This window comes from Streptomyces venetus (assembly GCF_039540295.1).
Classification (GTDB): Bacteria; Actinomycetota; Actinomycetes; order Streptomycetales; family Streptomycetaceae; genus Streptomyces; species Streptomyces venetus.
Genome location: NZ_BAABET010000007.1, coordinates 370834 through 384609 on the forward strand (window position 1 = coordinate 370834; position 13776 = coordinate 384609).

General features: G+C 73.8%; 11 protein-coding genes. 6 read left to right on the plus strand and 5 right to left on the minus strand.

All coding sequences use genetic code 11. The features are described 5' to 3' along the window. Window positions 1-159: 159 nt before the first annotated feature. Window positions 160-1623, plus strand: a complete 1464-nt coding sequence (gene hemG, locus ABEA82_RS24325; RefSeq protein WP_345663742.1) for a protoporphyrinogen oxidase — start codon at window positions 160-162, stop codon at window positions 1621-1623. A gap of 5 nt (window positions 1624-1628) precedes the next feature. Continuing rightward, a complete protein-coding gene (gene hemQ / locus ABEA82_RS24330) occupies window positions 1629-2372 on the plus strand; it encodes a hydrogen peroxide-dependent heme synthase (protein WP_345663743.1) in 744 nt (247 codons plus the stop codon). Here hemQ and ABEA82_RS24335 read toward each other — a convergent pair whose 3' ends face one another. Both ABEA82_RS24335 and ABEA82_RS24340 read right to left on the minus strand, forming a co-directional pair. Continuing rightward, the gene (locus ABEA82_RS24335; RefSeq protein WP_345663744.1) at window positions 2373-4013 is read right to left on the minus strand and encodes an alpha/beta hydrolase; all 1641 of its coding nucleotides are present in this window, start codon (window positions 4011-4013) and stop codon (window positions 2373-2375) included. Window positions 4014-4127: 114 nt separating this feature from the next. Further along, a complete protein-coding gene (locus ABEA82_RS24340) occupies window positions 4128-4943 on the minus strand; it encodes a TIGR04222 domain-containing membrane protein (RefSeq protein ID WP_345663745.1) in 816 nt (271 codons plus the stop codon). A 279-nt stretch (window positions 4944-5222) separates the two neighbouring features. Here ABEA82_RS24340 and ABEA82_RS24345 point away from each other — a divergent pair, with 279 nt between their 5' ends. From ABEA82_RS24345 to ABEA82_RS24355, 3 genes are read left to right on the plus strand one after another with little or no spacing between them, the layout of a single operon-like run. Next, entirely contained in the window at window positions 5223-6689 is a 1467-nt protein-coding gene (locus ABEA82_RS24345; RefSeq protein WP_345663746.1) for an aldehyde dehydrogenase family protein, read from the plus strand. A 60-nt stretch (window positions 6690-6749) separates the two neighbouring features. Next, window positions 6750-8321, plus strand: a complete 1572-nt coding sequence (locus ABEA82_RS24350) for a GMC family oxidoreductase (protein ID WP_345663747.1) — start codon at window positions 6750-6752, stop codon at window positions 8319-8321. Continuing rightward, window positions 8318-9796, plus strand: coding sequence for an APC family permease (locus ABEA82_RS24355; protein ID WP_345663748.1), 1479 nt, complete (start codon window positions 8318-8320; stop codon window positions 9794-9796). The genes ABEA82_RS24350 and ABEA82_RS24355 overlap by 4 nt, the downstream gene beginning before the upstream one ends. Window positions 9797-9817: 21 nt before the next feature. On the opposite strand, the gene ABEA82_RS24360 is transcribed toward ABEA82_RS24355, so the two are convergent. Then, a complete protein-coding gene (locus ABEA82_RS24360) occupies window positions 9818-11692 on the minus strand; it encodes an MbnB/TglH/ChrH family RiPP precursor modification enzyme (RefSeq protein WP_345663749.1) in 1875 nt (624 codons plus the stop codon). A gap of 182 nt (window positions 11693-11874) precedes the next feature. Between ABEA82_RS24360 and ABEA82_RS24365 the strand changes: the two genes are divergently transcribed. Then, window positions 11875-12447: a potassium channel family protein gene (locus ABEA82_RS24365; protein WP_345663750.1), complete on the plus strand. Its 573-nt coding sequence runs from the start codon at window positions 11875-11877 to the stop codon at window positions 12445-12447. Window positions 12448-12458: 11 nt separating this feature from the next. On the opposite strand, the gene ABEA82_RS24370 is transcribed toward ABEA82_RS24365, so the two are convergent. Beyond that, complete coding sequence (locus tag ABEA82_RS24370) at window positions 12459-12902, minus strand: DUF7144 family membrane protein (RefSeq protein ID WP_345663751.1); 444 nt, start codon at window positions 12900-12902, stop codon at window positions 12459-12461. Window positions 12903-13033: 131 nt separating this feature from the next. Continuing rightward, complete coding sequence (locus tag ABEA82_RS24375; protein ID WP_345663752.1) at window positions 13034-13774, minus strand: peptidyl-tRNA hydrolase; 741 nt, start codon at window positions 13772-13774, stop codon at window positions 13034-13036. Between the last annotated feature and the right edge of the window lie 2 nt (window positions 13775-13776).

The window sequence follows — 13776 nt, forward strand, 5'->3', positions numbered from 1 at the left end:
GGTCGATGGGACAGGCGTCGGAAACTGCCGACGCTACTTCGACGCCCGGACGGCACCGGACGTTTGGCCCGGGACGGTCCCGATGCGGTCACGGTCGGGACTCGTGACGGACACCGGGCGCGCGGGAGCGCTGTCGGCGAAGTCTGAGAGGCTGGTGGCATGCGCGAAGTTCAAGACCGTGCGAGCACGGGGCACGTCGTCGTCATCGGGGCCGGCATCGCGGGTCTGGCCGCCGCGCACCGGCTGCTGGAACGCGGGACGCGGGTGACGGTGCTGGAGGCCTCGGACCGGGTCGGCGGCAAGCTGCTGCCCGGGGAGATCGCGGGCGCGCGGGTGGACCTCGGAGCCGAGTCGCTGCTGGCCCGGCGCCCCGAGGCGGTGGCACTGGCGCGGGAGGTGGGCCTCGCCGACCGCCTCCAGCCGCCTGCCACGGCGACGGCCTCGCTCTGGACGCGCGGCGCGCTGCGCCCCATGCCCCAAGGCCACGTGATGGGCGTCCCCGGCACCGCCGCCGCCCTGTCCGGCGTGCTGTCCGACGAGGGCCTCGCCCGCATCGAGCGGGACGCCGAGCTGCCCCGCACGGAGGTCGGTGACGACGTGGCCGTCGGGGAGTACGTGGCGGAGCGCCTCGGCCGCGAGGTCGTCGACCGCCTGGTGGACCCCCTGCTGGGCGGCGTGTACGCGGGCGACGCCTACCGCATCTCGATGCGCTCGGCCGTCCCGCAGCTCTTCGAGGCCGCCCGGGCCCACACCTCCCTGATGGAAGGGGTCCGCGAGATCCAGGCGAAGGCGGCCGCCGCCCGGCAGACCGGCCCGGTGTTCATGGGCATCCAGGGCGGTGTGGGCACCCTGCCCCTCGCGGTCGCCGAGTCGGTCCGGGCCCGCGGCGGCGAGATCCTGACGGGGACGCCGGTGACGGAGCTGCGCCGCACCCCGGCGGACGGCGGGTGGCGCATCGTCTCCGGTGTGCACGTGTGGCACGCCGACGCGGTGATCGTCGCCGTCCCCGCCCCGGCCGCCGCCGCCCTGCTGCGCACCGACAGCCCCGGGGCCGCCGCCGAGCTCGGCGCCGTCGAGTACGCCTCCATGGCGCTGGTCACCCTCGCCTACCGCCGCGCCGAAGCGGCCCTCCCCGAGGGCAGCGGCTTCCTCGTGCCGCCGGTCGACGGGCGCACCATCAAGGCAGCCACCTTCGCCTCGCAGAAATGGGGCTGGATCGCCGACGAGGACCCTGACCTGCTCGTCCTGCGCACCTCCGTCGGGCGGTACGGCGAGACGGAGATCCTGCGGCGCGACGACGCCGAGCTCGTGGACGTCTCCCGGCACGACCTGAGGGCGGCGACCGGCCTGGACGCCGCGCCCGTCGCGTCCCTCGTCACCCGCTGGGACGACGGCCTGCCCCAGTACCCCGTCGGCCACCACGCGCGCGTGGCCCGCGTCCGCGAGCTCGTCGCCGGGCTCCCGGGGCTCGCCGTGTGCGGTGCCCCGTACGACGGCGTCGGCGTCCCGGCGTGCATCGCGAGCGCGTACGCGGCCGTGGACCAGATCCACGGTGACCTGCGGGGTGTGCAGGAGCTCACCGCCCACCCGGTGCAGAGCCTGCACGGCGGAGCGGGAGAATGAGGAGCATGAGTGACGACGCCTCCACCACGCCCTCCGGCACCGCGCCCGACCGTCTCCCGAACAAGGGCAAGCTGGCCAAGGACCTCAACGAGGTCATCCGCTACACGCTCTGGTCCGTCTTCAAGCTGAAGGACGTGCTCCCCGAGGACCGCGCCGGGTACGCCGACGAGGTCCAGGAGCTGTTCGACCAGCTCGCCGCCAAGGACGTCACGATCCGCGGCACCTACGACGTCTCGGGCCTGCGCGCCGACGCCGACCTGATGATCTGGTGGCACGCGGAGACCAGCGACGCGCTGCAGGAGGCGTACAACCTCTTCCGCCGCACGAAGCTGGGCCGGGCGCTCACGCCGGTGTGGTCGAACATGGCGCTGCACCGCCCCGCCGAGTTCAACCGCTCGCACATCCCGGCGTTCCTCGCCGACGAGACGCCCCGCAATTACGTGAGCGTCTACCCCTTCGTGCGCTCCTACGACTGGTACCTGCTGCCCGACGAGGACCGCCGCCGCATGCTCGCCGACCACGGCAAGATGGCCCGCGGCTACCCGGACGTGCGCGCCAACACCGTCGCCTCGTTCTCCCTCGGCGACTACGAGTGGCTCCTCGCCTTCGAGGCCGACGAGCTGTACCGCATCGTCGACCTCATGCGTCACCTGCGCGCCTCCGAGGCCCGTATGCACGTCCGCGAGGAGGTGCCGTTCTTCACGGGCCGCCGCAAGGAGATCGCCGAGCTGGTCGCGGGCCTGGCCTGATCAGCGGCGCGGCCGTCCGGCCCCGGGCTCGCCCGGGGCCTCGCGACGTGGCTTCGCCCGCGCGTCCGGCTTCGGTTCCGGACGCGGGGCGCAGTCCGTGCGCCTCCCCGGTAGCCGCCCCGTCAGCAGGTACGCCTCCAGGTGGCCGTTGACGCAGGCGTTCGGGCCGCCCGCCAGGCCGTGCGCGCCGGCGTCCCGCTCGGTCACCAGGACCGAGCCCGCGAGGCGGCGGTGCAGTTCCAGGGCGCCCTCGTACGGCGTGGCGGCGTCCCGTTCCGCGGCCAGGATCAGCGTCGGGGGCAGTGCGCCCGGCCGGGCGCCCACGTCGAGGGGCCGCTGCCGTGGTGCCCGCCAGTAGGCGCACGGCAGGTTCGTCCACACGTTGTCCCAGGTCTCGAACGGCGCCACGCGCGCGAGCCGGGAGTTGTCCCGGTCCCACACCTCCCAGTCCGTCGGCCAGGGCGCGTCGTTGCATTCGACGGCCACGTAGACCGCGCGGGAGTTCTCCGCCTCGGCGGCTGCCTCCGGATCCCGGGCCGCCTGCTCGACCAGCGGCCGGGGATCACCCTTGAGGTACGCCGACAGCGCCCGCGCGCTGTGCGGCCACTGCTCGTCGTAGTACCCGGCCCGCAGGAACGCCCCCTGCAACTGCCCCGGCCCGACCTTCCCGCCCGCCGGCCGGGCCGCCAGCCGCGCGCTCGCCCGCGCGTAGCTGCGCCGCACGTCCCGCGCCGTCCCGCCCAGCCCGTACACGTCATGGTGCCGGGCGATCCACTCCCGGACGTCCTGCCAGCGGCGCTCGAACGCCGCCGACTGGGCGAGGTTGTTGCGGTACCAGACCCGCGCCGGGGCGGGGTGGACCACCGAGTCGAACACCATCCGCCGTACGTGCCGGGGGAACAGCGTCGCGTACAGGGCCCCGAAGTACGTGCCGTACGAGGTGCCCAGGAAGGTCAGCCGGTCCTCGCCGAGCGCGGCGCGCAGCACGTCGAGGTCGCGGGCGTTGTTCAGCGAGTGGTAGTGCCGCAGCGCGCCGCCGGCCCGCTCGGCGCAGCCGCGCGCGTACGCCTTCGCCTCGGCGACGCGTGCCTTCTTGAACGACTCCGAGGGGTGCGCGGGCGACTGCGTGGGCCCCTTGAAGAAGTGCTTCGGGTTCTCGCAGGACAGCGGCGCGGAACGGCCGACCCCGCGCGGGGCGTAGCCGACGAGGTCGTACGCGGCCGCGATCCGCTTCCACTCGGGGAGCCGCCCGGCCAGCGGGAAGGACAGGCCGGACGCGCCCGGCCCGCCCGGGTTGTAGACCAGGGCGCCCTGGCGGCGGACCTTGTGCCCGCTGTCGTGCGGGTCCTTGTGCGTGGCCCGGGTCCGGCTGACGGCGAGTTCGATCTGCCGGCCGTCCGGCCGGGCGTAATCGAGCGGGACGGTCACGGTGCCGCACCGCATGCCGCCCGGCAGGTCTCGTGCGTCGGGACACGGGCCGAAGTCGACGCCCGCCGCCCTCGCCCGCGCCGCGGCCACGGCGGTGCCGCGCAGCTCGGCCGCCTCCCGCTCCCCGGTGACCGGCGTCGTGGTGACCGGCGCCGTGGTGAGGGCGCTCAGCAGCAAGGACCCCGCGGCCGAGTAGAGGAGGGCGGCTTTCATCAGGTATCCCTTCGGTGCACCGTGGCGACAAAAGGGATGCTTGGCCGGGTGGTAGGGGAAGGCAAGCACCGGCCGCCGGTGTCGGCGCCAATGCCCCTGTGCGCCCCCGGTCCGTCAGTCGTGAGCCTGGGGCCTGCCGTTCGGGTCACGCCGCAGACGCGGGGCCTGGCCCTGGCGGTGCGCGAAGGCGGCGCGCAGGTCCGGTTCGCCGATCGCGTGGACGCCGCGCACGGCCACGGACGTGAGGAACGTACGGTCGTCGGCCGTGCCGTCCGCGTTCCGGGTCAGTGCGCCGAGCAGCCGCTGACCGGCCGGGGACGCCCAGCGCGAGTACGGGTGGACCTCGACCCGGGCGATGGCGAGGCAGCTCAGGGTCAGGGCCAGCGGCAGCGCGAACCACAGGGCGACCAGATGACGCGGCATGTCCGGCGGAGCGGGCGTCAGCAGCGCCGCGACGCCCAGGCCGAGCACGGCAACGGCGGCCACCCGCACCTGACGGACGGCCACCGCGACCGTCGTACGGGCACTGTCGGGCACCGCGAGCCCCGCGCGCACCAGCCGGTCGGCGATCCCGCGCACCGCGTCCGCCGTCGCGGCGGTGGCCCGCACCGGGGCGATCCGGCACTGTCCCTCGGGGCCGATGGCTCCTATGACCGACCGCTCCATCTCGTCCCGCCCGAGCGGATCGACGACCGTCGCCCAGCCGGTGTGGGCCAGCAGCAGACGGCGCTGGCGGGCCATGGCCACGAGGGTCACGTCCGCGACCCGCCGGGGGCCGCCGGAGAGGAACGCGGCCTCGTACAGGGTCAGTTCATGGACCCGGCCGGCGTCCGCGTCGACGGCCGCTGCGCGTACGGCGGCCAGGCACAGACGCGTGCACGCCGTGCCCGCCACGGCCCAGGCCGCCAGCAGGAAAAGGACCCAGAGCATATGTTGTTTGTATGTGACACGGTCGTGAAAACACCATGCCCCGTTCACGATCCGGACGGAGTGTTGTCGGTATGTGACGTTCCGCTTCAGTACGAGGTCTACGTCAACTGTCGTCCGCGAGGGGCGAGGCGGGCGAGGCGGGCGACTAGCCCACCCGGGTCCTCTGCGCCGTCCGGACGCCCTCGCGGCGGTGTGCCCCGTGGCCGCCGACCGTCCGATGGGCCATCTTGCTGACCGTCGAGCCGATCGGCACCGGCCGGATGCGAAGGAGGCCCCGCGGTGGGCGAGCTGTACATCGACGGCGAGTGGACCCGGGCGGCGGCCGGCGGCAGGCGGGAGGTGGTCAACCCCTATGACGCCTCCGTCGTCACCACCGTCGACGAGGCCGACACCACCGACGTGGACCGCGCCGTGCGCGCCGCCCGGCGTGCCTTCGACGAGGAGGACTGGGCGTACGCCCCCACCCGCCGCCGGGCCGATCTGCTGCTGCGCGTCCACGACCTGCTGCTGCGCGACCAGGAGGACATCGCCCGCACCGAGACGCTCGACACCGGCAAGACACTGGCCGAGGCCCGTATCGACGTGGAGGACGTGGCGAACGCCTTCCGCTACTTCGCCGAACTCGCGGGCAAGGACGGCGGCCGGGTCGTGGACGTCGGCCCCGACGTCCTCAGCCGCGTCGTCTACCAGCCGGTCGGCGTCTGCGCGCTCATCGCCCCCTGGAACTACCCGCTGCTCCAGGCCTCCTGGAAGGTCGCCCCGGCCCTGGCCGCCGGCAACACCTTCGTCCTCAAACCCAGCGAGATCACACCGCTCACCACCATCGCCATGATCCGGCTCATCGAGGAGGCCGGCGCACCGCCCGGCGTCGCCAACCTGGTCCTGGGCTCCGGGGCGACCGTCGGCGCCGCCCTGACCAGCCACCCCGAGGTCGACCTGGTGTCCTTCACCGGCGGCCTGAACACCGGACGGTCCATCATGGCCAGCGCCGCCCAGGGGCCGCGGAACATCGCGCTGGAACTGGGCGGCAAGAACCCCAACATCGTCTTCGCCGACGCCGACTTCGACGCCGCCGTGGACTACGCGCTGGACGCCGCCTTCCTGCACTCCGGGCAGGTCTGCTCGGCCGGCTCGCGCCTGCTGGTCCAGGACGCGCTGCACGACCGGTTCGTCGAGGCGTACGCCCGCCGCGCCGAGGCGATCCGGCTCGGCAACGGCATGGAGGAGGGCACCGAGAGCGGACCGCTCAGCTCCGCCGAACACCGCGAGAAGGTCGAGCGCTACATCGCCATCGGCCAGGAGGAGGGCGCCCGCCTCGTCACCGGCGGCACCCGCCCCGACGACCCCGCCCTCAGCCGCGGCTTCTTCCTGCTGCCGACGATCTTCGCCGACTGCGACCGGTCCATGCGGATCGTCCAGGAGGAGATCTTCGGCCCGGTGGTCACCGTCGAGCGCTTCCACACCGAGGACGAGGCGGTGCGCCTCGCCAACGACACCCGCTACGGCCTGGCCGGCGGCGTGTGGACCTCCGACGCGAGCCGCGCCCAGCGCGTCGCCCAGCGGCTGCGGCACGGCACCGTGTGGATCAACGACTTCCACCCCTACGTGCCGCAGGCCGAGTGGGGCGGCTTCGGCCGCTCCGGCGTCGGGCGCGAGCTGGGCCCCACCGGGCTGCGGGAGTACCAGGAAGCCAAGCACATCTACCAGAACCTGGCCCCCGCCCCCTCGGGCTGGTTCAAGGGCTGACCCTCCCGCGCACACCGCCCGCCCGTGACGCACCGAACGACAAAGAAAGCAGGGCACCGCATGGCCCCCACCCCCGCGCACGGCGCCGAGTCCGCCTACGACTACGTCATCGTCGGCGGCGGCACCGCCGGCTGCGTGCTCGCCGCCCGGCTGAGCGAGGACCCCGACTGCCGCGTCTGCGTCATCGAGGGCGGCCCCAGCGACGTCGGCGACGAGCGCATCCTGCGCCTGCGCAACTGGATCAACCTGCTCGGCTCCGAGTTCGACTACGGCTACACCACGGTCGAGCAGCCGCGCGGCAACTCGCACATCCTGCACTCACGGGCCCGCGTGCTCGGCGGCTGCTCCTCGCACAACACACTGATCAGCTTCCTGCCGCTGCCGCAGGACCTCGACGACTGGGTGGAGAGGGGCTGCTCCGGCTGGGACCCGGCGACGATCCTCCCCTACCGCGACCGGCTGAAGACCCAGATCGTCCCGGTGGCCGAGGCCGACCGCAACCCCATCGCCAAGGACTTCGTCACCGCCGCCTCCCGCGCCCTCGGCGTCCCCGTCATCGACGACTTCAACGCCGAGCCCTTCGCCGAGGGCACCGGCTTCTTCTCGCTGGCCTACCAGCCGGAGGGCAACCTGCGCTCCTCCGCCTCCGTCGCGTACCTGCACCCGGTGCTGGACCGGCCCAACCTCACACTCCTGCTGGAGACCTGGGCGCACCGGCTGCTCACCGACGACTCGGGACGGCTGACCCGCGTCGCCGTCCGGGGTGCCGACGGCGAGCCCGCCACCGTGCGCGCCGAGCGCGAACTGGTGCTGTGCGCCGGTGCCATCGACACCCCGCGGCTGCTGATGCTCTCCGGCATCGGCCCGGCCGACGACCTGCGCGCCCTCGGCATCGACGTACGGGCCGACCTGCCCGGCGTGGGCGGGAACCTGCTGGACCACCCCGAGTCCGTGATCGTCTGGGAGACCGACGGCCCGCTGCCGCCCAACTCCGCGATGGACTCCGACGCGGGCCTGTTCCTCCGCCGCGACAAGGGGCAGCCCCGCCCGGACCTGATGTTCCACTTCTACCAGGTGCCGTTCACCGTCAACACCGAACGCCTCGGCTACCCGGTGCCCGCGCACGGGGTGTGCATGACGCCGAACGTGCCGCGTGCCCGCTCCACCGGCCGCATGTGGCTGCGCAGCGCCGACCCCGCCCAGCACCCCGCCCTGGACTTCCGGTACTTCACCGACCCGGAGGGCCACGACGAGCGCACCATCGTGGACGGTCTGAAGATCGCCCGCGAGGTGGCCGCCACCGCCCCGCTGCGCGACTGGCTCGTCCGCGAGGTCGCCCCCGGCCCCGACGTCGTCTCCGACACCGACCTGTCGGAGTACGGGCGCCGCGCCGCGCACACCGTCTACCACCCGGCGGGCACCTGCCGCATGGGCGCTCCGGACGACCCGATGGCCGTGTGCGACCCCGAGTTGCGGCTGCGCGGCGTCGAGGGTGTGCGGATCGTCGACGCGTCGGTGTTCCCGGCCATGCCCACCATCAACCCGATGGTGACCGTGCTGCTCGCCGCCGAACGCGCCGCCGACCTGATCACCGGCCGACCCGGCCCCGCCCAGCAGGAGGCCGGGCAGTGACGAGTCCGCAGCCTCCCGCACCGGCGTCCGGCGGCCCCGGAGGGGAGCCCGGCTCGGAGTTCCGCAAGGACATGGGCCCCTGGGCCAACTTCGCCCTCGGCTTCACCTACCTCTCCCCGGTGGTCAGCACCTACACCCTCTTCGGCACCGCGCTCGCCGAGGGCGGACCGCCGATGATCTGGGCATTCGTGCTGGCGGGGTGCGGCCAGTTCCTCGTCGCGCTGATCTTCGGCGAGGTCGTGGCGCAGTACCCCATCGCCGGCGGCGTCTACCCCTGGGCCCGGCGGCTGTGGGGCAAACGCTGGGCGTGGATGACCGGCTGGATCTACATGTGGGCGCTGCTGGTGACCATCACCGCCGTCGCCTACGGTGCCGGCCCCTACATCGCCATCCTGTTCGGCTTCGACCCCACCGTGCACACCACCGTGCTGTGCACCGCGGTGCTCATCGCCATCGCCGTCCTCATCAACTACGCCGGTACCAAGGCACTGTCGGCGGCGGCCATCATCGGTTTCACCGGCGAGCTCATCGGCGCCCTCGTCGTCGGCATCTACCTGCTCTCCACCCACCGCCACCACAACATCGGCGTCATCTTCGACACCTACGGCACCGAGGGCAACGGCTCCTACCTGCCGGTGTTCCTCGGAGCCGCCATCATCGGCTTCTACCAGTACTACGGGTTCGAGGCCTGCGGCGACACCGCCGAGGAGGTCGCCCACCCGGGCCGCGTCATCCCCCGCGCGATGCGCCGCACCATCTACATCGGCGGCGCGGCGGCCACGTTCACCTGCATGTCGCTGCTGCTGTCGGTCACGGACTACAACGCGGTCATCTCCGGCGAGGATGCCGACCCGGTGGTGACCGTGCTGTACGACGCCATGGGCACGGGCGGGGCGCGGGCGGTGATGGCCGTGGTGCTGATCTCCTTCCTGTCCTGCACGATCAGCCTCCAGGCCGCGGCCGGGCGGCTCATCTACTCCTACGCCCGCGACGAGATGATCGTCGGGCACGGGCTGCTGCGGCGGTTCTCCCACGCCCGTGCGGTGCCCGGCTACGCGCTGCTGGTGGCCGCGGTGGTGCCGATGCTCATCGCGTTCGCCTCGCTGGCCTCCGAGGACGCCCTCACCAACATCGTCTCGTTCGCGATCCTCGGCATCTACGCCTCGTTCCAGATGGTGGTCCTGGCGGCGCTGCGCGCCCGGCTCAAGGGCTGGCGTCCGGCGGGGGAGTTCACCCTGGGCCGCTGGGGACTCCTCGTGAACGCCGGCGCGCTGGCCTACGGCATCTTCGCCATCATCAACATCTGCTGGGCCCGCACCCCCGAGAAGCCCTGGTGGGAGAACTGGATCGTCCTGCTGAGCGGAGCCGTGGTGCTGGGGGCCGGGCTGCTCTACATGTTCACCACACACCACTACGGCCGCGGTGACGCCCCGGCGGGGGACGCGGTGCCGAAGGAACGGCAGACGAAGGTGTGACGACCGGCCCGCGGACAGGACCTAGCGGCGCAGCAGCACCCTGCGCGTGGCGCGGGCCAGTCGGTGGGCCGGGCGGTGGGATCGCGGTGTGGGTCCCGACCGCTCCAGCCACCACTCCCGCAATTCCCGCCGCGCCGCGCTGTCCTCCGGCCGGCCCGCGGACAGCAGGTGCTCGGCGAAGGTGAGGGCGTCGCGCCGGTAGCCGTCGGTCATCGGCCGGGTCTGGGCGTAGGCCAGGAAGGCCGTGCGGTACCCCGCCCCGAGGATCACCGGCAGTTCGGGCGCGACCTTGGCCACGACATCGGCCCGCTTGGCCGCGAGCGCCCGCGCCTGGACGCCGACCCGGGCCCGGTCGAACCCCTCGGGCACGGGCGTCCCGGCGACCAGCGCGGACAGCAGGGCGGCCTGCGCGAGGCCGAGCCGCTGCCGAGCCGCTTCACCGTCACCGGGCCGGGGAAGGCCGCAGGCGCCCCGTGTCGCCCCGACCTCCCCGCCCGGCCGCCCGGCGCCGCCCCGAGCGAGCAGCCCGCTCGCGACGCCTCGGGTCTCTTCGAGCCACCCGGCCCCGGCTCCGGGCCGCAGCCCTTCGTGTCGCGCGGCGCTGTTTCCGGTCGGCGTCTCTTCATGCCGCACGCCGTCGGCTCTGGGCGGCAGTCCTTCGTGTCGCGCGCTGTTTCCGGTCGGCGTCTCTTCATGCCGCACGCCGTCGGCCCCGGACCGCAGCCCCTCGTGCCGCGCGGCACTGATTCCGGGCCGCGCCTGCTCGTGCCGCGTGGCACTGGCTGCGGGCCGCGTCTGGTAGCGCCGCGTGGCAGTGGCTGCGGGCCGCATCTGCTCGCGTCGTGTGGGACCGGCTGCGGGCCGCGCCTTCTCGTTCCGCTCGACAGCTCCCTCCGGCGCGCACCTGCCGGACTTCCGCCCCGCGACCGCCGCGGGTTCGCCTCGCCCGCCCGGCGCCGCATCCCCGACGACGTCACCGGTCAGCGCGGCATCGACAGCCCCCGTTTCCGCCCGCCGCACGGCGGCGACCGCGTCGCCCGCCGAGCGGAGTTCCGTCTTCACACGCTCCACGGCTCCCGCGTCCAACGCCCGCCGGATCGCGCCCAGTTCGCCCTCCAGCTCCGCCGGCTCGGGGAAGTTCTCGTCGCGTTCCAGCAGCACCCCCGGCGGGGACACCCGGGACGCGAGGTCCGTCAGGATGTCGAGGACCGGGCGCGGGACCGGGTGGGCGTGGCTGTCGTGCCAGACGCCGTCGCGTTCGAAGCCGCCCGCCACGTGGACGTAGGCGATGGCCTCCAGGGGCAGCTCGGCGAGGGCCTTCACCGGGTCCTCGCCGCGGTTGACGTGGTTGGTGTGCAGGTTGGCCACGTCGATGAGGAGCCGCACGCCCGTACGGTCGGCCAGTTCGTACAGGAACTGGCCCTCCGTCATCTCCTCACCCGGCCACGAGATCAGCGCGGCGATGTTCTCCACCGCCAGCGGCACCGGCAGCGCCTCCTGTGCGATGCGCACGTTCTCGCACAGCACGTCGAGGGCGTCCCGGGTCCGGGGGACGGGCAGCAGATGGCCCGCCTCCAGACCCGGGGACGCCGTCAGCGCGCCGCCCGCCCGTACGAACGCGATGTGCTCGGTGACCAGCGGTGACCCCAGCGCCTCGACCCGCTCGGCCAGCGCAGCCAGCCGGCTCTCGGCGGGCCGGTCCGCACCCCCGAGGCCGAGCGAGACGCCGTGCGGCACCACGGTGACGCCGCGCTCGCGCAGCCGCCGCAGCGACTCGGGCAGGTGCCCGGGGCAGACGTTCTCGGCCACGGTCTCGACCCAGTCGATCCCCGGCATGCGCTCCACGGCGTCCGCGATCTCCGGTCGCCACCCGATGCCCGTCCCCAGTCGCTCCATCGTCCCCCTCCTCCGCACGGCCCGGTCCTCGAACGTGAGGGGGGTATGGCCCAGCCGCCGGCCCCCGAACCCCCTCCCGCCCTCCTTCAGAGCAACATTTGAGGTTCGGCCGCCCCGCTCCCCGCCCCACCGACGGAGGCACAAGGGTCGCGCCACCCCCTGATACGTCGTAGACCGGACCTATGCCCGAAGGCAGCGAGCAGCCGCAGCGTCCCGCGCGTGAGCGGCGACCGGGGTCCGGGGAGGTCAGTGTCCGCCGGCTGCGGATCGGGGCCGCGGCCCTGCTCGTGGCCGGTGGCACGGCCTACTTCCTGTTGCCGCTCGAAGGGCTCGGCGCCGACCGCCCCTGGCTGGGCTGGCCCCTGTTCGTGCTGTGCCTGACGCTCGTCGCCGCGCTGCTGCTGCGTCATGTGCGCGATGTCGTGCTGGAGAAGCCGCAGGCCCGGTCGGGCCTCATGATCTCGCTGCTGATGTGCCTGGCCGTGCTGGTCTTCGCGTCCGGCTACTACGCCCTCGCCCAGCGCCCGGGCCAGTTCGTCGGACTGCACACCCGGGTGGACGCGCTGTACTTCACCGTCGTCACGCTCGCGACCGTCGGCTACGGGGACATCACCCCGAGCGGGCAGGAGGCCCGTATGGTGACCGTCCTGCAGATCCTGTACACCTTCGTCTTCCTCACCGCGGCGGCCACCGCGCTGACCCGACGGCTGCACACGGTGGTCGCCGACCGCGACCGGCGTCCGCCGCCGGACTGACCCGGGCGGCGCTACACCGTGGGGGAGGAGCGGTAGTTGAACACCGACCACAGGACGAACAGACCGGTCACGATCATGATGATCGACCAGAACGGCTGGTACGGCAGCCAGACGAAGTTCGCGATCAGCGCCAGCCCGACGACGAACGCGCCCGCGACCCGCGCCCAGGTGGCGCCGGAGAACAGGCCGAACCCGGCCGCCGCCACGAGCACGCCGACGACCAGGTGGATCCAGCCCCACGCGGTCAGGTCGAAGGTGAAGACGTAATCGCCGAAGCTCGTGTACACCTCGTCGTTCGCGATCGCCGCGATGCCCTGGAGCACCCCGAAGAGGCCGTAGACGACCATCAGGGTCCCGCCGAGAGCGAGGCCCCCGGCCGCCCGGGGATCGCCGGTGCCGCCGGGCGTCCGGTCGGGGGCGGGTGGAGCGGGGGGAGGGGGCGCTGCGCCGGTCATGGCTGCCTCCTGGGTCGGGTCGACTGGTAACCCCACTGGAGCACCCGCCCGCGCCCGGCGCGCCCGCGGCTGCTCCGAACGGGTGGAGGGGCAGGCCGCGGCTCCCTCAGGGACTACCGCAGGCCGCCGCCCTACGGCCGCCCCTCGCGCGCGAGGGCGCGGACCCGGTCGACCCCCTCCACCGCGAAGGTCTCGCCGGGGGCGATCTCCGTGAACCCCGCGTCCCGGACCACCGGCAGTCCGCTGTGCGTCAGTTCCGGCCAGCGGGCCGGGTCGGCCGTCCGTACGGCGAGCGGGAAGCCCGCGTCGTGCCAGGCGGCCCGCTCCTCGTCGGTCAGTTCCCACCAGGCCAGTTGGGCGGCGTGGCCCGCCTGGGCCATGGCCTTGCCGGCCGTCATGCCGAGGTCGGGGTTCACCCACAGCACCGGCGCGACCGGGTCCGGGGACGACGGCGGCTCCGGGTCGTCCAGTTCCGTGCCGGAGACCTGGAGCCGGGCCAGGTCCTTGGGCCAGCCGTCCAGCGGGACCGGTGGGAAGACCCGCACCTCGGCCGACTTGCCGGTGACCGTGATGCCGGGCAGCGCCTCGGCCCGCCGCCACTCGGCGCCGCGCGCCCGCCGCACCACCTTGCGGATCCGGGCGTCCTGCCACTCCCGCACGGCCTGCGCCCACTCGCCCTCGCCGACCGACCGCTCGTCGCTCAGCATCGTCAGCACGGCCAGCGCGGCCGTCTCCAGCGCGTCCGTGCGCGCCGGCGGGGCCGCCCGCTCGATCCGCACGACCAGCGGCAGCACGAACTGCGGTGCGGCGTCGCGGGCCGAGGGCTCGGAACGGAAGGGACTGTCGCTCACGGGCGTCGGGTCTTCGCTCACGA